15 protein-coding genes are annotated in these 19,425 nt (G+C 72.1%); 5 read left to right on the top strand and 10 right to left on the bottom strand.

Annotation, left to right across the window (positions count from 1 at the left end; translation table 11 throughout):
• The first annotated feature begins 35 nt into the window (after window positions 1–35).
• A complete protein-coding gene (locus ACZ55A_RS07210; RefSeq protein WP_468835549.1) occupies window positions 36–1,073 on the top strand; it encodes a 2-hydroxyacid dehydrogenase in 1,038 nt (345 codons plus the stop codon).
• A gap of 133 nt (window positions 1,074–1,206) precedes the next feature.
• Here ACZ55A_RS07210 and lysX read toward each other — a convergent pair whose 3' ends face one another.
• A complete protein-coding gene (gene lysX / locus ACZ55A_RS07205; RefSeq protein WP_468835546.1) occupies window positions 1,207–4,524 on the bottom strand; it encodes a bifunctional lysylphosphatidylglycerol synthetase/lysine--tRNA ligase LysX in 3,318 nt (1,105 codons plus the stop codon).
• Window positions 4,525–4,528: 4 nt separating this feature from the next.
• A complete protein-coding gene (locus tag ACZ55A_RS07200; protein ID WP_468835543.1) occupies window positions 4,529–5,281 on the bottom strand; it encodes an Ig-like domain-containing protein in 753 nt (250 codons plus the stop codon).
• Between the two features lie 251 nt (window positions 5,282–5,532).
• Between ACZ55A_RS07200 and ACZ55A_RS07195 the strand changes: the two genes are divergently transcribed.
• Complete coding sequence (locus ACZ55A_RS07195) at window positions 5,533–5,727, top strand: hypothetical protein (RefSeq protein WP_084775246.1); 195 nt, start codon at window positions 5,533–5,535, stop codon at window positions 5,725–5,727.
• A 78-nt stretch (window positions 5,728–5,805) separates the two neighbouring features.
• On the opposite strand, the gene ACZ55A_RS07190 is transcribed toward ACZ55A_RS07195, so the two are convergent.
• Window positions 5,806–7,053 carry a phosphodiester glycosidase family protein gene (locus tag ACZ55A_RS07190; protein WP_468835540.1) on the bottom strand — a complete coding sequence of 416 codons (1,248 nt, stop codon included), beginning with the start codon at window positions 7,051–7,053 and terminating at the stop codon, window positions 5,806–5,808.
• Between the two features lie 107 nt (window positions 7,054–7,160).
• On the opposite strand from ACZ55A_RS07190, the gene ACZ55A_RS07185 reads away from it, so the two are divergent.
• Window positions 7,161–8,018 (top strand): phosphatidylinositol-specific phospholipase C/glycerophosphodiester phosphodiesterase family protein, encoded by an 858-nt coding sequence (locus tag ACZ55A_RS07185; protein ID WP_468835537.1) that lies wholly within the window; start codon window positions 7,161–7,163, stop codon window positions 8,016–8,018.
• Between the two features lie 8 nt (window positions 8,019–8,026).
• On the opposite strand, the gene ACZ55A_RS07180 is transcribed toward ACZ55A_RS07185, so the two are convergent.
• The 5 genes from ACZ55A_RS07180 to xylB all read right to left on the bottom strand — a co-directional run bounded on the left by ACZ55A_RS07180 (window position 8,027) and on the right by xylB (window position 14,781).
• Window positions 8,027–8,668, bottom strand: a complete 642-nt coding sequence (locus ACZ55A_RS07180; protein WP_468835535.1) for an N-acetylmuramoyl-L-alanine amidase — start codon at window positions 8,666–8,668, stop codon at window positions 8,027–8,029.
• A gap of 242 nt (window positions 8,669–8,910) precedes the next feature.
• Window positions 8,911–10,326, bottom strand: a complete 1,416-nt coding sequence (locus tag ACZ55A_RS07175; protein ID WP_468835532.1) for a family 2B encapsulin nanocompartment shell protein — start codon at window positions 10,324–10,326, stop codon at window positions 8,911–8,913.
• A 58-nt stretch (window positions 10,327–10,384) separates the two neighbouring features.
• Window positions 10,385–11,797, bottom strand: a complete 1,413-nt coding sequence (locus ACZ55A_RS07170) for a family 2B encapsulin nanocompartment shell protein (RefSeq protein WP_468836595.1) — start codon at window positions 11,795–11,797, stop codon at window positions 10,385–10,387.
• Window positions 11,798–11,951: 154 nt separating this feature from the next.
• Complete coding sequence (locus ACZ55A_RS07165) at window positions 11,952–13,241, bottom strand: ROK family protein (protein WP_468835529.1); 1,290 nt, start codon at window positions 13,239–13,241, stop codon at window positions 11,952–11,954.
• 109 nt (window positions 13,242–13,350) lie between these two features.
• A complete protein-coding gene (xylB, locus tag ACZ55A_RS07160) occupies window positions 13,351–14,781 on the bottom strand; it encodes a xylulokinase (RefSeq protein ID WP_468835526.1) in 1,431 nt (476 codons plus the stop codon).
• Between the two features lie 207 nt (window positions 14,782–14,988).
• On the opposite strand from xylB, the gene xylA reads away from it, so the two are divergent.
• Window positions 14,989–16,152, top strand: coding sequence for a xylose isomerase (xylA, locus tag ACZ55A_RS07155; protein ID WP_468835523.1), 1,164 nt, complete (start codon window positions 14,989–14,991; stop codon window positions 16,150–16,152).
• Window positions 16,153–16,167: 15 nt separating this feature from the next.
• Here xylA and ACZ55A_RS07150 read toward each other — a convergent pair whose 3' ends face one another.
• Window positions 16,168–17,133, bottom strand: a complete 966-nt coding sequence (locus ACZ55A_RS07150) for an acetylxylan esterase (protein WP_468835520.1) — start codon at window positions 17,131–17,133, stop codon at window positions 16,168–16,170.
• 135 nt (window positions 17,134–17,268) lie between these two features.
• Between ACZ55A_RS07150 and ACZ55A_RS07145 the strand changes: the two genes are divergently transcribed.
• Window positions 17,269–18,117 (top strand): hypothetical protein, encoded by an 849-nt coding sequence (locus ACZ55A_RS07145; protein ID WP_468835517.1) that lies wholly within the window; start codon window positions 17,269–17,271, stop codon window positions 18,115–18,117.
• On the opposite strand, the gene ACZ55A_RS07140 is transcribed toward ACZ55A_RS07145, so the two are convergent.
• Complete coding sequence (locus ACZ55A_RS07140; RefSeq protein WP_468835515.1) at window positions 18,098–19,408, bottom strand: esterase-like activity of phytase family protein; 1,311 nt, start codon at window positions 19,406–19,408, stop codon at window positions 18,098–18,100. The two genes, ACZ55A_RS07145 and ACZ55A_RS07140, sit on opposite strands and share 20 nt — an antisense overlap.
• Window positions 19,409–19,425: the final 17 nt, after the last annotated feature.

Raw genomic sequence — 19,425 nt, 5'->3', positions numbered from 1 at the left:
GCCCGCGCCCCACGCCCCTCAGGAGAAGAAACCCCATGAGCACCACCGTCCTCGCCGCCGGCAACCACTTCATCCGGGCGGACCTGTTCACCGAGGCCGTGCGCGCGGCCGCCGGGGACACCCCGCTGGACGTACGCGAGCTCCGGTTCGACTGGCCGCACACCCCCTTCGGCCCGGTCGCCGAGGTCATCGAGGCCTCCGGCACCGAGGACGAGATGATCGAGGCCCTCCAGGGCGTCGAGATCTGTGTCACCGAACACGGCCCGCTCACCGAGCGCATCCTCGCCAACTGCCCCGACCTGAAGCTGTTCTGCACCAGCCGTGGCGGCCCGGTCAACGCCAACCTCGACGCCGCCACCCGGCACGGCGTCGCGGTCTGCTACGCCCCCGGCCGCAATGCCACCGCCACCGCTGAGCACACCCTCACCCTGCTGCTCGCCGCGGCCCGCGGCGTCGGCGACACCCACACCGATCTGCGCCGGGGGGTCTGGCGCGGCGACTACTACGACTACGACAACTGCGGCATCGAGATCGAGGGCACCACGGTCGGCCTGATCGGCTTCGGAGCCATCGGCAGCCGGGTCGCCACGGTCCTCGCCGCCATGGGCGCCCAGGTTCTCGTCCACGACCCGTATGTGCGTCCCGAGGCGCTGGCGGGCCTCGCCGAGCAGGTGCCGCTCGACGAGCTGCTGACCCGCTCCCGCATCGTCTCGCTGCACGCCCGGGTCACCGAGGAGACCACGGGCATGATCGGCCGCAAGCAGATCGCCGCGATGCCCCACGGCTCGATCCTGGTCAACTGCGCCCGCGGCGCGCTGCTCGACTACGACGCGGTCTGCGACGCCCTGGAATCCGGACAGCTGGCCGGCGCCGGCTTCGACGTCTTCCCCGAAGAGCCGCTGCCCGCCGGCTCCCGGCTGCTGACCGCCCCCGGCGTCGTCCTCACCCCGCACATCGCGGGCGGCAGCCGGCAGGTCGCGCACAAGGCCGCCCGGATCGTCGCCGAGGAGGTCGGCCGCTACCTGCGGGGCGAGCGGCTGTTGCACTGCGCCAACCCGCGGGTCCTGCGCTGATCGCGCCGTGCACGCGGGAAAGCCGGACGGGCTGGATTTCTCCAGCCCGTCCGGCGTTTGAGGACCGGGGTCCGGGGCGGAGCCCCGTGCCCGCGGACGGGAGGGCGACCCGGATGTCGGCACCCCGGCGCGGTCAGCGCCTCCGCACCAGCGGGAACGGCAGCGTCTCGCGGATCGACAGACCGGTCAGGAACATCACCAGCCGGTCCACACCGATGCCCAGACCACCGGTCGGCGGCATCGCGTACTCCAGGGCCTGGAGGAAGTCCTCGTCGAGCTCCATCGCCTCCGGATCACCACCGGCCGCCAGCAGCGACTGCGCGGTGAGCCGCCGGCGCTGCTCTACCGGGTCCGTCAACTCCGAGTAGGCGGTGCCCAGTTCGGTACCGAAGGCGACCAGGTCCCAGCGCTCGGCGAGCCGCGGGTCCTTGCGGTGCTGCCGGGTCAGTGGCGAGACATCGGTCGGGAAGTCCTTGTAGAACGTGGGCAGGGTGGTCTTCTCCTCGACCAGCCGCTCATACATCTCCAGCACGATGTCGCCGCGCCCCATCTCCGGCTTCACCGGCACCGCCGAGGCATTGCACAGCCGCCGCAGCCGGTCCGGCGCGGTGTCCGCGTCGACCTCCTCGCCGAGCGCCTCGGAGATCGCGCCGTACACCGTCTTGACCGGCCAGATCCCCGAGATGTCGTGCTCGACCAGCCGGCCGTTCGCATCCGCCTTACGGGCCGTGGCGCTGCCGAACGCGGCGATCGCCGCACCCTGGATCAGCTCCCGGGTCAGGTCCAGCATCACGTCGTAGTCGGCGAACGCCTGGTACGCCTCCAGCATCGTGAACTCGGGGTTGTGCTTGTAGGAGATGCCCTCGTTGCGGAAGGTCCGCCCCATCTCGAAGACCTTCTCCATACCGCCCACACACAGCCGCTTGAGGTAGAGCTCCGGTGCGATGCGCAGATACAGGTCGAGGTCGTAGGCGTTGATGTGGGTGTGGAACGGGCGGGCGTTGGCGCCGCCGTGGATCTGCTGGAGCATCGGGGTCTCGACCTCGAGGTAGCCCCGGTCGATCAGCCCCTGGCGCAGCGCCTGTACGGCCGTGCTGCGCGCCCGCAGGTTGTCCCGCGCGTCCGTCGAGACGACCAGGTCCACATAGCGCTGGCGGACCTTGGCCTCCGGGTCGGACAGTCCGCGCCGCTTGTCCGGCAGCGGCCGCAGGCACTTGGCCGTCAGCCGCCACTGCGTGACGAACACGGTCAGCTCGCCGCGGTCGCTGGTGCCGACCTCGCCCTCGGCCTCGATGTGGTCACCCAGGTCGATGTCCGAACCGAAGCGGTTCAGCAGCTCCTTGCCGCTGCCGTCCCGGGTCAGCGCGACCTGGAGATCACCGGACCAGTCCCGCAGCACAGCGAAGAGCACACCGCCGTGGTCGCGGGTGAGCAGCACCCGCCCGGCGATGCTGACGGACGTGCCGGTCCGCGCGCCGGGCGTGAGGCCGGGGTGCGCGTCGCGGATCTCGCCCAGGGTGTGCGTACGCTGCACGCCCACCGGATACGGGTCGGTGCCCTCCTCGCGCAGCCGCTCCAGCTTGCGGTGGCGCACCCGCACCTGCTCGGGCAGCGCGGCCAGCTCCTGCTCGTGCAGCTCCTGCTCGGTGGCCGGCGCGGCCTGCACCAGGCCGAGTTCGTCCAGCGACGGCAGCCCGGCGGTGCTCGCCGGGGCCAGCACCCGCTTCTTGTGGCCCTTGCCCCACAGCTTGCCCAGGCTCGGTACGGCCACAAAGCCCTCGGCGATACCGGAGGCCAGACCGATGCGGGCGAGCGCACCGGCGTCGGCGTAGCACAGGAAGCGCGGATACCACTCGGGGTTGTACTTGGCGTTGGAGCGGTAGAGCGCCTCCAGCTGCCACCACTTGGAGAAGAACAGCAGCAGCCGGCGCCAGAACTTCAGCACCGGACCGGCACCGATCCGGGCGCCCTCCTCGAAGGCGGAGCGGAACACCGCGAAGTTCAGCGAGATCCGCCGCACCCCGAACGACCCGGCCTGGGCGCACAGCCGCGCCACCATGAACTCCATCACGCCGTTGGGCGCACTGCGGTCACGGCGCATCACATCGAGCGAGATGCCGTCCTTGCCCCAGGGGACGAACGACAGCAGCGCGATCATGTTGCCGTCGCCGTCGAACGCCTCGGCCAGCAGGCAGTCCCCGTCCTCCGGGTCGCCCAGCCGGTCCAGCGCCATCGAGAAGCCACGCTCGGTCTCGGTGTCCCGCCAGGCGTCCGCGCGGTGGATGACCTCCTGCATCTCCTCGTCGGTCAGCGCGGCGTGGCGCCGTACGCGGAAGGTCGCACCGGCCCGCTCGACGCGGTTGACGGCCTGGCGGGTCACCCGCATCTCCCGGCCGTCCAGGTCGAAGTCCTTCACATGCAGGATCGCCTCGTCGCCCAGTTGCAGCGCACCGAGGCCGCAGCGGGCGAACGCCTTGGCGCCGGTCTCGCTGGCGCCCATGACGGCCGGCTGCCAGCCGTACCGCCCGGCGACCTCCAGCCAGGCCTCGATGGCCTGGGTCCACGCCTCCCGGTCACCGACCGGGTCACCACTGGCCAGGCAGACCCCGGCCTCGACGCGGTAGGTGACGGCGGCCTTGCCGCTGGGGGAGAAGACCACGGCCTTGTCGCGGCGGGTGGCGAAGTAGCCGAGCGAGTCGTCGCTGCCGTAGCGCTCCAGCAGCGCCCGGATCCGGGCCTCCTCGTCGCCGTGCAGCGCGGCCTCCATGCGCTGCGAACGGAACAGGGTGGCGGCCGCGTTGAGCAGCGCCAGCAGCGCCAGCAGACCGAGGACGTTGCTGATCCAGTGCGGCGGATGCCCCTCGACCAAATGGCCGCCGACCAGCCCGCCACAGACGCTGTTGGCGGCCCACAGCAGCCGGTTGCCACCGCCGGACTGCAACGTTCCCGGCGCCAGCGTCACCAGCCCCCAGCCGAGCAGCACCGCCGTCGCGAGCCCGGCGATCAGCACGCCGATGGCCCGCAGGAACGCGCCGCGCCGGGTGATCGCATAGAACTCACGGTGCGAGACGAGCAGCAGCACCAGCGCACCGGCACACAGCACCAGCGAGAAGGCGAACTCCCAGTACCCCGTGGCCAGGAACAGCGCGTCCGCGAGGGTGACCAGCACCATGTAGGCCACGAGGAACCACAGCGCCACGCGTTTGCGGGCGGTCAGCGCCGCGGCCAGGAGGAAGCAGAACGCCGCATAGGCGAGGTTCGGCTGCACCGGAATGGTGAGGGTGTCCAGCCAGTAGATGACCGGGTGGAGTCCGCGCCGGAGCGGCCCGATCAGCGCCGTCAGGGCACAGAAGAGCCCCAGCACGCTGAAGATGATGGCGAAGCCATTGGGGACGCGGTGCTGGAAGCCCCGCCACCCCGTGAGTTGATCCTGGTCCTGCACGGTGCTCATTCCGTCACACTAGGCTCTGAAAGGGGTCAGCTGCCCGACGCGAGGGCGCTGTTTTACTGCCAGGGGGGACCGGGCCGGCAGCGCCGTCCCCGATCCCGATGGTCGTATCGTCATTCCCTCGTGCGGAGGATGCGGTGACTTCGACCGGGTCACCCACGTGGACCTTGCCACAAACCCGCGGCGGGTCCGAGTCGGTGCAAGTCCGGCCCATGGTGAAGTTCAGGTCATAGTCCTTCGCGAAGTAACGGCCGCCGCCGGAGTCCACCCCGTTCAGTTCCGCCCTCAGCGTGATCCGGGTGCCCGGTTTCGCGGGTCGTCCGGGCCGCCGGTCCGCCCGGTCCCGGCCGCTCCCGTCCTTGAGCCGGTCCGCCGCCGTGGTCAGTGACGCCTTGGCCACGCCGGGGCGGCCCTCCGCATTCTTCGTCCGGGCGACAACGGAGTACTTGGTGCCCGGCGCGGCCTTCGCGCTGGAGCTCCAGACTGCCCCGCCGTCCCCGAGCCCGCCGGGCAACGGCCGGCCCCTGGGGTCGGTGACCCGCACCTCGGTCAGTACGCCGCCCTCCGCGGTCACCTTCAGCTTGTCGCCGGCCTCTACGGTCCGGGTCCCGCTCGCCGCCCCCAGCGTCACCTTCACCGGATCGCCCTGGGACGCCGATGCCGCGCTGCCCCCGCAGGCGGTGAGCCCGGCCCCGATCACCGGGACCAGGGCGAGCGCGAGCCGCCGCGGCCGGTGGCGGGGGGAGCGGATCGGGTGCATAGGGGCGTCAGGGGCTTTCGGTCTGGGCTGGGCTCGGGGCGTGGATGCCGGCCGCTAAGACGCCTGATCCGCACGCTCCGTTGCAGTGGGTTATGTGATCCACATCACGGGAGCGGATCCATCCCTGCCCCGTGACCCGTAGTGATCACCCGGATGGCGCATCGGGCCTCGAACCGGACATACCCTGAAATACGCCAAACTGGCCACCCCTTGCCGCCCGTTCGGGCGGCGGTTGAGGAGGTGTGCGTCCCATGGCTATTTCCATCTCGGTCGTGCTGCTGCTGGTGGTCCTGACGGTGATTTTCCTGCGCAGCGGCAAGCTGAAGTTCTCGCACGCCCTGGTGTGCGCACTGCTCGGCTTCTATCTGGCCAGCAGCAGCCTCGCCCCGGACATCCACCAGGGGCTGGCCGGCGCCGCCGATGTGGTCAGCAGCGTGCGTCCGTGATCCCGGCGGCCCACCGGAACCCCGGCGGTGGCCGCCGCCCGGCCCTGGCCGGCGGCCGTACGGCGGAGAACGGGCCGCTCACCCGAGGGAGAAGACCCCGACGGCATTGGCCACCGGCCGCTCCGCCCCGCCCGACGGATGGTTGCGCACCACCACCCCGGTGCCGTCGCCGTCATCGGTCACCAGTGTCGAGGACCCGCCGCCGTCCAGATCCATCGCGTCCCGCGCGCCCAACAGGTCCATCAGATCGGCGAGTTCACGCATCGTAAGGCCGGTCTGCCCCTGGTCGTGCGCCCCGTCGAGTGCCAGCAGGTACAGCACCCGGCCGCCGTCCCCGATCCCCGCGGAGGTGCGCACCGCCACCGCGACGGTGTCCAGACCGGCCACCGGCTCGGCGTCCCGCACGATCGGGAAGCCGCCCACCGCGAACCGCAGCGGGACCGGCCCCCGGCCGACGAGGCGGTAGCCGACCCGGACCGGCTCCCCGAGGTGCAGTTTGCGCAGCTGCCGCGCCCCTTCTTCCCGGCCCAGCAGCACCACGGTCCCCGCGGCCACGCCGCCGGCGCCCGGCAGCTCACCGAGCGCCGCCACCCGGCCGTGCCGTACGGTCACCTCCGCGGTGTCCGTGCTGCACGGCGCCGCCCGGTCGGTGTCGGTCCCGCAGGTGGCCCGCACCCGGGACGCCGGGCCCCACTGCTCGGTGTACGCACCGATGCCGTCGACCGGCAGCGCGTACTGGTTCAGCCCGCCCAGCGGCAGTGAGCCCTCCGGCGTCAGGACCGCGCCGCGCAGCGCGAGCCGGTCCAGCCGCGCCCGGCGGTCGTAGCCCACCCCGATGACGTCCTCGGTCGTCGCGCCCGGCGGCATGACCGGCCCGAACCGCTGCCCGTCGGGCACCGCACCCTTCAGCTGCCGCCCCGACGCCACCGCCGGGCCCACCGACGCGCCGGTCGCCTCCACACCCGGGTGCTGGCCCTCGCTGATGTTGAAGAAGTCGCCGTTGACGGCGGCCACCGCCCCGCGCGCAGCGGCCAGTCGGGACACCGGCAGGCGCGCGCCGACCGCGCCCGGGTACAGCAGGTCCACCGAGACCCGGGGATCGGTCAGATCGACCGTCAGCAGATGCCCGTGCACGGTGCCGCGCGGCACCGTCATCCGGAATTCGCCGTACGCCACACCGGGCGCCACCGCCTTGGCACCGAAGCGGTGCAGGGTGGTGCCCGCGGCGCGGGCCGCGGGCCCGCCCGCCACTCCGCCGCCGGCCAGCACTCCCCAGGCCGCCAGCACCGTCAGCACCACGCGAACCCGGCCGAATCGCTGCTTCACGAGCCCCCCTGACGTCACGCCAACTGTCCCAGGTGCCAAAGGTGTTCACGCGTACCGCTCAGCCCGCCGCGGCTTTCGTGACCCGATTACTATCGCCCGGAGATGTCATGAATCTGTACACCCGCAGAACGGCCGTCGTGTCGCTGGGCGCCGTCCTGGCCACCGGCCTCACCCCGCGCGCCGCCGCCCGCGAAACCGACGTACGCCCCACCGGCTCCGCGCCGCTGTCCCGCGCCCATGCGCACAACGACTACGCACATCCCCGGCCGCTTCTGGACGCCCTCGACCACGGCTTCGGCAGCGTGGAGGCGGACATCTGGCTCGTCGACGGCCGGCTGCTGGTCGCCCACGAGGAGGGCGAACTCGACCCCTCCCGCACCCTTCAGACGCTGTACCTGGATCCCCTGCGCCGGCGCGTCCGCGCCAACGGAGGCACGGTCTACCGCGGCTCCCGGCTCTCCCTCCAGTTGCTGATCGACCTCAAGACCGCGGGTGACCCCACCTACCGCGCCCTGTCCCGGGTGCTGCACCGCTACCGGGACGTGCTGAGCGTGTGCAGCGCCGGCCGGGTCCGCCGCGGGCCGGTCACCGCCGTGATCTCCGGCGACCGCGACGCCCGGGTGCCCATGGAGGCCGAGCGGATGCGCTACGCCTTCTACGACATGCGCCCGGAGGACCTGGGCACCGCGGTACCCGTGTCGTTCGCCCCGCTGGTCTCGGCCTCCTGGACGGACACCTTCCGCTGGCAGGGCGTGGGCCCGATGCCGGCCGAGGAACGGGAGCGGCTGCGGAGGCTGGTGGCCGCCGCGCACGCCGAGCGGCGCCGGCTGCGCTTCTGGGCGACGCCGGATGCCGCCGGGCCGGCCCGTGAGGCGGTCTGGACGGCGCTGCTCCGGGCCGGCGCCGACCTGCTCAACTCGGACGACCTGGCGGGCCTGGAGCGCTTTCTGCGCGCGGCGCACTGAGCGCGGCATCACCGGGAGTGCCGCCAGGAGGCCTCGGTGACCAGCTGGAGATAGCGCGCCCAGTCCCAGAATTCGCCCGGGTCGGTGTGATCGGTGCCGGGGACCTCGACATGGCCGATGATGTGCTCGCGGTCCTTGGGGATCCCGTAGCGGTCGCAGACGGCGGCGGTGAGCCGGGCGGACTGCTCGTAGAGGGTGTCGGTGAACCACGTCGGGTCGTCGATCCAGCCCTCGTGCTCGATGCCGATGCTGCGGGTGTTGAAGTCCCAGTTGCCGGCGTGCCAGCCGACATCGCGCTCGTTGACGCACTGGGCGATCCGGCCGTCGGCGGACCGTACGACGTAGTGCGCGGCGGCCTTGTGCACCGGGTCCTGGAACAGCCGGAGGGTGTCCTCGTAGGTCTCTTGGGTCACATGCACCACGACCATCTCGACCGGGTACTGCGTGGGGCGGTCGGCGGCGGTGTAGTTGGACGGGCTGGCCGGGACCCACCGGACGGGGGGATAGCCGCCGTCGCCGGGCGGGGTCGTCCGGGGCGGCACGGGGAGCGCGCCGGCGGTGGTGAGGGGGGTGAGCGCCGCGGAGGCGGCGAGGGCAGCCGCACCGGTGAGCAGGCGCCGGCGGGCCGGGCGGGGGTGGTCGTGCTCCATGTGAACTCCTGACAAGGGACCCGAGGGATGGTCGCGTACATGTCACGCACATGCGATGCGTTCATCATGCGCAACAGGGCGTGCCCTGCCAAGGGAATGGCCGGACCGCCAATGGCTCGACCAAAGGCGGAACGGCGCAGGTCAGGAGAGTGGCTGATACCTGATCGGGCGTCACTCGGGTGCCGCGCCCGCCGCCCTGACGGCGGAGCGGGGACGCGGCACCCGGGCGGGCAGGCCCTCGGTCAGTGACCGATCTCCACGTCCTCCAGGATGCCCAGCGCGTCCGGCACCAGGACCGCCGCCGAGTAGTAGGTGCTGACCAGGTAATTGATGACGGCCTGGTCGTTGATGCCCATGAAGCGCACCGAGAGCCCGGGCCGGTACTCGTCCGGGATGCCGGTCCGGTGCAGCCCGATCACGCCCTGGTTCTCCTCGCCGACCCGCAGCGCGAGCACCGAGCTGGTCTGGTCCGGATTGACCGGGATCTTGTTGCACGGCAGCAGCGGAACGCCCCGCCAGGCACGGACCGCGGTCCCCTCGAACTCCGTGGTGCTGGGGTAGAGGCCACGGGCGTTCCACTCCCGCCCGATCGCCGCGATGGTCCGCGGATGCGCCAGGAGGAACTGCGTCTTACGGCGCCGGGAGAGCAGCTCGTCCAGGTCGTCGGGGGTGGGCGGGCCGGTGCGGGTGTGGAGGCGCTGCTTGAGGTCGGCGTTGTGCAGCAGCCCGAACTCGCGGTTGTTGATCATTTCGTGTTCCTGGCGCTCGCGCAGCGCCTCCACGGTCAGCCGCAGCTGCTGGTCCAGCTGGTTCATCGGGTCGTTGTAGAGGTCGGCGACCCGCGAGTGCAGCTTCAACACCGTCTGCGCCACGCTGAGTTCGTACTCCCGCGGCGCCGGGTCGTAGTCGGCGAAGGTGCCCGGCAGGACCGGCTCGCCGACATGGCCCGCGGCCAGCTCGATGGCGGCCTCGCCGTGCTTGTTGTGCGGCTGCACCAGCGCCGCACGGAACTCCTCCAGATGGGCACGCAGGGACGCCGAGTCGGCCAGCACCGCCTCGAAGTCGCTGCGGTACAAGGTCAGGGCGGTCACCCGGGTCACCGCCCGTACGGAGTGCTCCCACCGCGCGTCCGGCGACAGCAGCGCCTCCTCGCCGAGGGCGTCACCGTCGGCCAGCGTGCCCAGCGAGGTCTCCTCGCCGTACTTGCCGCTGCCGGTACGGTCCAGCTTGCCGTGGGCGATCAGGATGACCCGGTCCGTGGGCCCGCCCGCCCGGGCCAGTACATCGCCGGGCGCGAACTCCCGCTGTTCGAAGCGGTGCGCCAGCAACTCCAGCGTCGGGGCGTCGTCATAGCCGCGCAGCGGCGCCAGCTCGCGCAACTCCTCGGGAATCACCCGGACTTCGGTGCCGGTCGCGACGAAGTCGATCCGGCCGTCGCCCAGGGTGTAGGTCAGCCGGCGGTTGACGCGGTACGTACCGCCGGAGACCTGCGTCCAGGGCAGGATGCGCAGCAGCCAGCGGGAGGAGATCCCCTGCATCTGCGGCACGGTCTTGGTCGTGGTCGCCAGCTTGCGGGCTGCCGTGGTGTCCAGGCTGGAGCGGTTCTGCTCGGGTGCGGAGGGCTGCGGGCCGGCCGTCGGGTCCACCGATGTGGTCATGAAGGAGGCTCACCTGTTCTGTCGGTGCGGTCTGGTGCGGTGCGTGCTGCCTGGTGTTTCAGTGACCGATCTGTACGTCTTCGAGCACGCCCAGCGCATCGGGCACGAGAACGGCCGCCGAATAGTAGGCGCTGACCAGGTATTTGAGGACCGCACGCTCATCGATGCCCATATAGCGCACCGAAAGGCTCGGCTCGTATTCATCGGGAATACCGGTCTGATGCAGACCGACCACGCCCTGATGCTCCTCGCCGGTGCGCAGCAATAGAATCGAGCTGGTCCGCTCCTTCGTCACCGGAATCTTGTTGCACGGGAAGATGGGAATGCCGCGCCAAGAGGGCAGTGAATGCCCCATGAAGTCGACCGCGGTCGGATACAGCCCTCGGGCGCTGCATTCCCGGCCGATTGCCGCGATCGTCTGCGGGTGGGCGAGCAGAAAGCCAGGCTTCTTCCAGACCGTCGCGAGCAGGTCGTCGAGGTCGTCGGGGGTGGGCGGGCCGGTGCGGGTGTGGATGCGCTGCTTGAGGTCGGCGTTGTGCAGCAGCCCGAACTCGGGGTTGTTGATCAACTCGTGCTCCTGGCGCTCGCGCAGCGCCTGGATCGTGAGCCTCAGCTGCTCCTCGACCTGGTTCATCGGGTCGTTGTAGAGGTCGCCGACCCGGCTGTGGGTGCGCAGCACCGTCTGGGCGACGCTGAGTTCGTACTCCCGCGGCGCCAGGTCGTAGTCGACGAAAGTGCTGGGCAGGGACGGTTCGCCGTGGTGGCCCGAGGCGACCGAGACCGCCGCTTCCCCGGCCGCGTTCGTCGGCCCTGCGGCACCCTCTTCGGCCGAGGCCAGATGCTCACGCAGGGCGGGGGAGCGGCCGATGACCTCCTGCGCGGCCGTCCGGGAGAGCGTCAGGGCGGTCACCCGGGTGATCGCGCGATAGCTGAACTGCCGGGTCCCGTCGGCGGTGGTGAGCAGGCCGTCGCCGAGGTGGTCGCCGCCGGCCAGCGCTTCGAGCACCGTCAGCTCGCCGTACTTGCCGGTGCCGATCCGGTCGACCCGGCCGTGCGCGATCAGCACCAGACGGTCGTCCGGTGTGCCGGCCTCGGCGATCAGCTCGCCGGGCGCATAGTCGTGCCGGGTGAACCGCTCGCCGAGCGCCGCCAGTACGGCGGTGTCGGTGAACTCCCGCAGTGCGGGCAGCTCGCGCAGTTCCTCGGGGATGACCGCGACCTCGGAGCCGTTGAAGGCGAAATCGATGCGCCCGTCGCCGAGGGTGTAGGTCAGCCGGCGGTTCACGCGGTAGGTGCCGCCTGATACCTGCACCCAGGGCAGCAGTCGCAGCAGCCAGCGGGAGGTAATTCCCTGCATCTGCGGCTGGGTTTTGGTGGTGGTCGCCAAATTCCGTGCCGCGGTGGTACTCAGGCTGGAATTCTGGGATTCTTCCGCACTGCCGGGCAGCGATTCATCGGCAATCGTCACAATGCGACCTATCTCCTCGAAGGGTGCGACGCGGTTGCCTCGGAACCTCCCTTCACGAAAGTTCCGCGGCGACCCGCCGAACCGAAGGTAGTGGTGCTGTTTTTATCAGCACAATCGCTCGATGGAGTGGCATGGAATTCCCTTTCCATGGAAAGGTTTAGCCGATCCGTCCCCGGGGAGAGTGTGCCGGAGCGCAGGACTGGAGCGGGTCGTCCAGCACGGTGCGGAGCGCCGAGTGCGCCGCCCCCAGCAACGGCCCGTCCGCGCCCAGCCGGGAGGTCACCACCAACGGCCCGCCGGACCGCCCGGGATCCGCCGCGACGGCCGTGCGCCGTGCCAACTCCCGTTCCAGGGAGGGAAGAACCCAGGGCGCCAGGCCGGCCAGTGCACCCCCGAGCACCACCGCCTGTGGATCGAGCAGGTTCACCGCCCCGGCGAGCGCGATGCCCAGCGCCGTTCCCGCCTCGCGCAGGGCCCGTACGGTGGCCGCGTCCCCGTCCTCGGCGCGGCGCGCGAGCAGGGCGATCCGGGCACCCGGCCCCGGATGGGCGGCCGCCGCCCGCTCGGGCGTGAGCCCGCCCGCCCGGAGCACCGCCGGCTCGCCCGCGTACTGCTCCAGACAGCCACGCCCGCCGCAGTCGCAGGCGCGGCCGTCCGGATACACCGGTACGTGCCCCAGTTCGCCCGCGAACCCCCGTGCTCCCCGCAGCAGTTGGCCGTCCACCACGACCGCGGCGCCGATCCCGGTCTCCGCCGACACATGGACGAAGTCCGGTGGCGGGCCCGGCCGTCCGGCGCCGTCCCCGCCCAGCCGCAGTTCGGCCAGCGCACCGAGATTGGCCTCGTTCTCCACGGTCAGCGGTATGCCGGGGGAGCCGCCGCCCGGCGCGGTCGCCGGGGCCAGCGCCGGTGCGAGATCGGCCGACCGCCAGCCGAGGTTGGGCGCATGCACCACGGTCGTCGAGCCACGCGCCACCAGACCCGGCACCGCGACCGCCAGCCCGGCAGGCCACAGCCCCTCGCCGGCGATCCGCGCGGTCACCTCCCCGAGCAGCGCGGTCAGCCGCCGCAGCACGGGCCCCGGGTCGCTGTGCCGGTTCGCCGCGTCGGCCGCCACCCGGGCCCGCACCCGGCCGCGCAGATCGACCGCGCACACCGCCAGATGGTCGACGCCTATCTCGGCGCCTATCCCGGCCGGACCACGGTCACTGACCGCCAGTTCGGTGCCCGGCCTGCCCCGTCCGCTGGGCGCCGCCCGCCCGGCCTCGACCAGCAGCCCGGCCCGCAGCAACTCCTCGACGAGCGGGGCCACCCCCGCCCGGGTCAGCCCGATCCGTGCCGCGACCGCCGGCCGGGAGAGCGGACCGTGTGCGGCCACGGCCTGGAGCGCCCGGGCCAGATTGCGCCGCCGTATGCCGTGCTGGGTGTCGCCGCCGGGTGCGGTCACGGAGGTCTCCTGGGGGTCGTGGCGGAGGGCCGACTCCCTTACGGGGGCGACACTTTTACGGGGTACGTCCGGTCATCCGGACCGGGACTGCGGCCGAGGCCGCCGGGGGTCACCGTCGCAGCAGCGCCTCGCCGTCGGCCAGCGTCGCCGTCAGCCGCTCCCAGGCGGCCGCGTCCCGCTGCCGCGCCGCGTACTCCGCGCCCCGGGCGATGCCCCAACGCCGCGCCACCGCCGCCGGATCCTCGCCCAGCAGCAGCCCGGCCGCCTGCGCCGCCGCACCGAACGCGACCAGCTCCCGGGCCTCGGGCACCACCACCGGACGCCCGGACAGCCGCCGCACCGTCTCCCGCCAGGCCAGACCCTTCGAGCCGCCGCCGATCAGCACCAGCGGCGCATCGGCCGCGGTGTCCTCGTCCAGCACCCGGTCCAGGGCCTTCAGCAGCGCGAACACCGCACCGTCGTAGGCGGCCTGGAGCAGTTGCCCGGCCGTCGTCCCGTGCCGTAGTCCGTGCACCAGGCCCGAGGCGCCGGGCAGGTTCGGGGTGCGCTCACCGTCGAGGAACGGCAGCATCACCACCTCGCCGCCCGCCTCCACGGCCTCCCGGTCGCGGCCCAGCAGGGCGGCCACCCGGTCCACGGCGAGGGTGCAGTTCAGGGTGCAGGCCAACGGCAGCCAGTCACCGCGGGCATCGGCGAAGCCCGCGACGGTGCCGGTCGGATCGGCGGGCCGGTGCGTGGAGACCGCATAGACGGTCCCTGACGTGCCCAGGCTCAGCACCGGCCGGCCCGGGCGCAGGCCCAGGCCGAGCGCGGCGGCCATGTTGTCGCCGGTACCGGGAGCCACCAGGGCGCCCTTGGGCAGCGGCAGATCATCGGCGTGCACGGTCCCGGCGGCCTCGCCCGGGAGCGCCACCCGCGGCAGCGCCGTGGGGTCCAGCCCGACGTGCGCCAGGATCTCCGGGTCGTAGGACTCGGTGGACGACGCCCACCACCCCGTCCCCGACGCATCACCGCGATCGGTGACGGCCTCGCCGGTCAGCCGCTCGGTGAGGTAGTCGTGCGGCAGCCGCACCGCGGCGGTGGCCTCGGCCGCGGCCGGCTCGTTCTCCCGCAGCCAGGCCCACTTGGACACCGTGAACGCCGGCCCGGGCACGCTCCCGACCCGGTCCGCCCAGGCCGCGGCGCCGCCCCGCTCCGCGATCAGCCGCTCGCTCTGCTCCGCCGGACGGACGTCGTTCCACAGGATGGCCGGGCGCACCGGCGCACCGGACGCGTCCAGCGTGACCAGGCCGTGCTGCTGCCCGCCGACCGACACCGCCGAGGCCTGCCGCACCGCATCGCCGCACTGCGCCAGCGCCTCGCCCAGCGCCCGCCACCACTGCTCGGGGTCGCTCTCCTTGCCCACGCCGCCGCTGACCGTGTGCGGCGCCTGGCCCCGGGCGAGGACCACACCGGTCTCCGCGTCCACGACCAGCGCCTTGGTGGACTGCGTCGAGCTGTCCACCCCGACGACCAGCGGTCCCGCTGACTCTGCGCCCATCGTGCGTTCTCCCTCGGCGGCCGGTGTCCGACTGTCTCGGTCCGGGGGGTTCCCGGGTGTGCTGCCGCATATTAGTTTGGCCGCGGCGGATTTCGTAAAGTACGTTGACGAAATAACCGAGGGAGTCGCGATGAGCGAACGCCGTGCGGGAATCAGCGGAAGGTGCGCGCCTCGCGCCAGCGGGGCCGGGCGAAGCGAGGTTCCGGCATGAGCCATCAGCCCGTGCCCGAGGACAAGTTCAGCTTCGGTCTGTGGACCGTCGGATGGCAGGGCCGTGACCCCTTCGGTGACGCCACCCGCCGCGCCCTGGACCCCGTGGAATCGGTGCACCGCCTCGCCGGCCTCGGTGCGTACGGCGTCACCTTCCACGACGACGATCTGATCCCCTTCGGGGCCGGTGACATCGCGCGCGCGACCGCCGTCCAACGCTTCCGCCGGGCACTGGACGCCACCGGCCTGGTCGTCCCGATGGCCACCACCAACCTCTTCACCCACCCGGTCTTCAAGGACGGTGCCTTCACCGCCAACGACCGCGGCATCCGGCGCTACGCCCTGCGCAAGACGCTCCGCAACATCGACCTCGCCGCCGAACTGGGCGCCCGTACCTATGTGGCGTGGGGTGGCCGGGAAGGCGCGGAGTCCGGCGCGGCCAAGGACGTACGGGCCGCCCTGGACCGGATGAAGGAGGCCTTCGACCTCCTCGGCCAGTACATCGTCGAGCAGGGCTACGACCTGCGGTTCGCCCTCGAACCCAAGCCCAACGAGCCCCGCGGCGACATCCTCCTGCCCACCGTCGGCCACGCCCTCGCCTTCATCGAGCGACTGGAGCGCCCCGAGCTCTACGGCGTCAACCCGGAGGTCGGCCACGAGCAGATGGCCGGTCTGAACTTCCCGCACGGCGTGGCCCAGGCGCTCTGGGCGGACAAGCTCTTCCACATCGACCTCAACGGCCAGAGCGGCATCAAGTACGACCAGGACCTCCGCTTCGGCGCCGGCGATCTGCGCTCCGCGTTCTGGCTGGTCGACCTCCTGGAGACGGCGGGCTACGACGGGCCGCGGCACTTCGACTTCAAACCACCGCGCACCGAGGACCTGGACGGCGTCTGGGCCTCGGCGGCCGGCTGTATGCGCAACTACCTGATCCTGAAGGAGCGCGCCGCGGCCTTCCGCGCCGACCCGGTCGTCCAGGACGCGCTGCGCACCGCCCGCCTCGACCAGCTCACCCGCCCCACCGCCGAGGACGGCCTGGCCGGCTTGCTGGCCGACGTCACCGCCTACGAAACCTTCGACGTCGAGGCGGCGGCCGCCCGCGGGATGGCCTTCGAGCATCTGGACCAGCTGGCGCTGGAGCATCTGCTGGGCGCGCTCTGAGACCGGTGGGCGCGGTCAGCCGAGCAGCTTCCGCACGAAGGCGAGCTCCGCGGCCCGCTGTTCCCCGCCGCCCCCCTCATGTGCGTTGAACCGCCACACCTTCAGCTCCTTCTTGCCCGCGTAGTGGTGGTACGCGGCGAAGCCGGTGGAGGCCGGCACCACCTCGTCGCGCAGGGCCGTGGCGATGAGGGCCGGAGCGGTGGCGCGGGCGGCGAAGTTGAGGCCGTCGAAGTGGTCCAGGGTGTGCAGGGCGGTTTCGATTTGGCCGCGGGCGCCCGCGAAGTAGCGGGCGAGCTCCCCGTACGGCCCCTCGTCGGTGACCTCGATCGCGCGCCGGATATGGGTCAGGAACGGCAGGTCGATCAGTGCGCCCGCCAGCCCGGGGACCAGCCCGGTCATCGCCAGCGCCAGGCCGCCGCCCTGACTGTGGCCGGCGACCACGATCCGGTCGGCGTCCACCGCGTCATGGCCGCGCGCCGTGTCCACGGCCCGTACGGCGTCGGTGAACAGCCGCCGGTAGTAGTAGTCCTCGGGGTCGAGCAGGCCCTGGGTCAGCTTGCCGGGCACGCCCGGATTGCCGGAGCCGACCGGATCGGGGGTGTCGCCGGGGTGGTTGGGGCCGCTCTGTCCCCGGGAGTCCATGACCAGCGTGGCGTAGCCCGCGGACGGCCACAGCAGCCAGTCGTGCGGCAGCAGCCGGCCGCCGCCGTAGCCGAGGTACTGCACGACACAGGGCAGTGGGCCGTCCGCGGCCGCGGGGAGCAGGAACCAGGCGCGGATCCGGTGTCCGCCGAAACCGGTGAACTCGGCGTCGTAGCACCGCAGGAGGGTGAGGCCGGTATCGATCTCGGTGAAGGCCGGGTTGAGGTCGTGGGCCCGCGCCTCGGCCAGGGTGCGGTGCCAGAATGCGTCGAAGTCGGGGGGTTCGGGAAGCGGTGGGCGGTAGCGGCGCAGCTCGTCCAGGGGTAGGTCGGTGAACACGCAGAACCTCCGGGCCGTAGGGTGGCTTGCTGCCTGTGGCCAACGGTGCCCAGGGCACGGACATTTCAGACGCGAAATGTTCCAGGTTGGTCACCACGTCCCTCAAAACCCAGTAAAGAAGCGATCATTTCCGCCATGAGCTTTCCTCCGCCTCCGCCGTCGAACCAGCCGAACCCGCCGCACCAGCCGCCGCCCGGCAATCCCGGTGGCTTCGGCCCGCCGGCCGGCGGCTACGGCCCAGGCGGTGAGGGCCAGGGCGGATACGGCCCCGGTGGCTACGGTCCGCCCCAGGGCGGCCAGGCACCCGGTGGCTTCGGCCCGCCCGGTGGCTTCGGACCGCAGGGACCGGGCGGCCCCGGCGGCTGGCAGCAGCCGGGGCCGCCCGGCGGCGGCGGCAACGGCAAGGTCATCGCGGCGATCATCGCCGGCGGGGCACTCGTACTGGCCGCCGTCGTCACCGTCGTCGTGCTGGCCAACAGCGACGACAGCGGCAAGCACCAGGCCCAGCCGACGAGCGGTTCGAGCACCTCCGCGACCCCGTCGCAGAGCCCTTCCACCCCCTCGGCGGACCCCTCGCCCTCCCAGTCGTCCGCCGGCAGCGACTTCGAGAGCAGCATGCCGACCCCCGGCAACGGAAAGATCCCCTTCTACCTGCTGAAGGTGGGCGACTGCTTCGACGTCCCGCCGGGCGGCGGCGGCAACAACAACGAGGCCTCCTGCAACGGCCCGCACGACGCCGAGGTCGTCACCACCCACCGCCTGGAAGCCGGCCTGACGACCGAGTCCGAGATCCAGTCCAAGGCGTCGTCGCTGTGCCGCAATGAGCTGGAGCGCAAGGCGGCCCGGCAGTCCGCCGGAACCGCCGAGGGCACCTACGTCCAGTACCCCAACCTCAGGGGCTACAGGTTCGGCATCAAGTCCGTCAGCTGCAGCCTGATGGGCAACCGGAGCAACACCAAGAAGCTCACCAAGCCGCTTTCCTGAGCCTGACGGTCACCACCGTCGTCGGCACCCCGCTGTCCACGAGACGGCCCTGATCGTCGAACGCGTCAGGGCCGTCCGTCATGCCGAAGTCGTTGTCGTTGACGAGCGTGAGGGTGCGCCGCCCGACGGCTGCGATGCCCTCGATCTTCTCCGGTACGCCCTTGACCTTGCGCAGATCGACGACCAGCCGCTTGGGCAGTACCGGCGCACGGCCGCCGGCCTGCTCCAGCGACGGGGCGGTCGCCGGGTCGTCCCAGCGCGAACCGAGGATGTTGTGCCGCTCGTCCAGCTCGACCCGCTGCAACCGGGCGGCCTTGTCGGTGCGCTCCTCCACCAGCAGCCGGTCGCGGCCCACCGCCACCACCGAGGAGATCTTCAACTCCGAGGTGTCGTCCTCGCCCGGGTCGACCGTACCGACCGGGTCGAAGCGGTAGGCGTACTCCGCGGTCACCGCGCCCTTCCCGGGCGAGAAGCGCAGCAGCCGGGCCGTACGGGACTCCTCGCCGGCCGCCGTGTCCGGGTTGGACAGCGGGCTCTGCACGGCCGCCACCAGGTCCCCGTCGGGCAGCAGCGCCAGCCCCTCGAAGCCGCGGTTGACCTTGCGCTTCAACAGGATGCCGGGCAGCGACTCGACGACCGGGTAGTCGGCTCCGGTCAGCCGCAGTCCCTTGGGAACATGACGGGCCAGCACCCGGCCGGCTGCCGAGACATGCACCAGCGAGGGGCCGTACTCGTCGGCCAGCCAGAAGGTGCCGTCGGCGGCCCGCACCAGCCCCTCGGTGTCCAGCCCGTTGGGGTCGTAGGACAAGGGACGTCCGGCGTCGTAGGTGTACGGCGCCTCGTCGCGGCCCTTCTGATTGGGCAGCCCGGTAACGGCCTTGCCCGAACGGGTGGTGACCGCCAGCGACTTGAGCACGGTCACCCGGTCCCCGCGCACCTTGATCTTGACGATCGCGGGGTCGAAGCCCGGCACCGGGAACGTCCGCCGCTTGGTGCCGTCCACCTTGATCTGGCCGTTGGGCCCGCGGTCGGTGACCGCCCAGAATTCGCCCGCCCGCCCCGCCGGGAAGATGTCGCTGCCGATCCCGCCCAGCTTCACCCCGCGGTCGTTGTCGACACTGCCCGGCAGCAGCGCATTGCTGAACTCGCCGAGCGGTATCCGCGGCAGCCGTGCCTGCCCGGTGACGGTGGCCGGCGGCGGACCGGCCTGGGCCGTGGTCTGGCCCACCGCCAGAGTCGCGGCGACGACCACGGCCACCGGCGCTGCCACCGCGAGCGGACGTAGGGACATGGGACCTCCTGGGGTGC

It is taken from the genome of Streptomyces sp. NPDC034111 (assembly GCF_055575375.1).
This window is presented reverse-complemented; position numbering and strand designations above follow the sequence as displayed.

What these genes read in the sequence shown, in the direction of transcription:
- ACZ55A_RS07210 (WP_468835549.1), top strand. Translation starts at nt 36, where the DNA reads ATGAGCACCACCGTCCTCGCCGCCGGCAACCACTTCATCCGGGCGGAC.
- lysX (WP_468835546.1), bottom strand. Translation starts at nt 4,524, where the DNA reads ATGAGCACCGTGCAGGACCAGGATCAACTCACGGGGTGGCGGGGCTTC.
- ACZ55A_RS07200 (WP_468835543.1), bottom strand. Translation starts at nt 5,281, where the DNA reads ATGCACCCGATCCGCTCCCCCCGCCACCGGCCGCGGCGGCTCGCGCTC.
- ACZ55A_RS07195 (WP_084775246.1), top strand. Translation starts at nt 5,533, where the DNA reads ATGGCTATTTCCATCTCGGTCGTGCTGCTGCTGGTGGTCCTGACGGTG.
- ACZ55A_RS07185 (WP_468835537.1), top strand. Translation starts at nt 7,161, where the DNA reads ATGAATCTGTACACCCGCAGAACGGCCGTCGTGTCGCTGGGCGCCGTC.
- ACZ55A_RS07180 (WP_468835535.1), bottom strand. Translation starts at nt 8,668, where the DNA reads ATGGAGCACGACCACCCCCGCCCGGCCCGCCGGCGCCTGCTCACCGGT.
- ACZ55A_RS07175 (WP_468835532.1), bottom strand. Translation starts at nt 10,326, where the DNA reads ATGACCACATCGGTGGACCCGACGGCCGGCCCGCAGCCCTCCGCACCC.
- xylB (WP_468835526.1), bottom strand. Translation starts at nt 14,781, where the DNA reads ATGGGCGCAGAGTCAGCGGGACCGCTGGTCGTCGGGGTGGACAGCTCG.
- xylA (WP_468835523.1), top strand. Translation starts at nt 14,989, where the DNA reads ATGAGCCATCAGCCCGTGCCCGAGGACAAGTTCAGCTTCGGTCTGTGG.
- ACZ55A_RS07145 (WP_468835517.1), top strand. Translation starts at nt 17,269, where the DNA reads ATGAGCTTTCCTCCGCCTCCGCCGTCGAACCAGCCGAACCCGCCGCAC.
- ACZ55A_RS07140 (WP_468835515.1), bottom strand. Translation starts at nt 19,408, where the DNA reads ATGTCCCTACGTCCGCTCGCGGTGGCAGCGCCGGTGGCCGTGGTCGTC.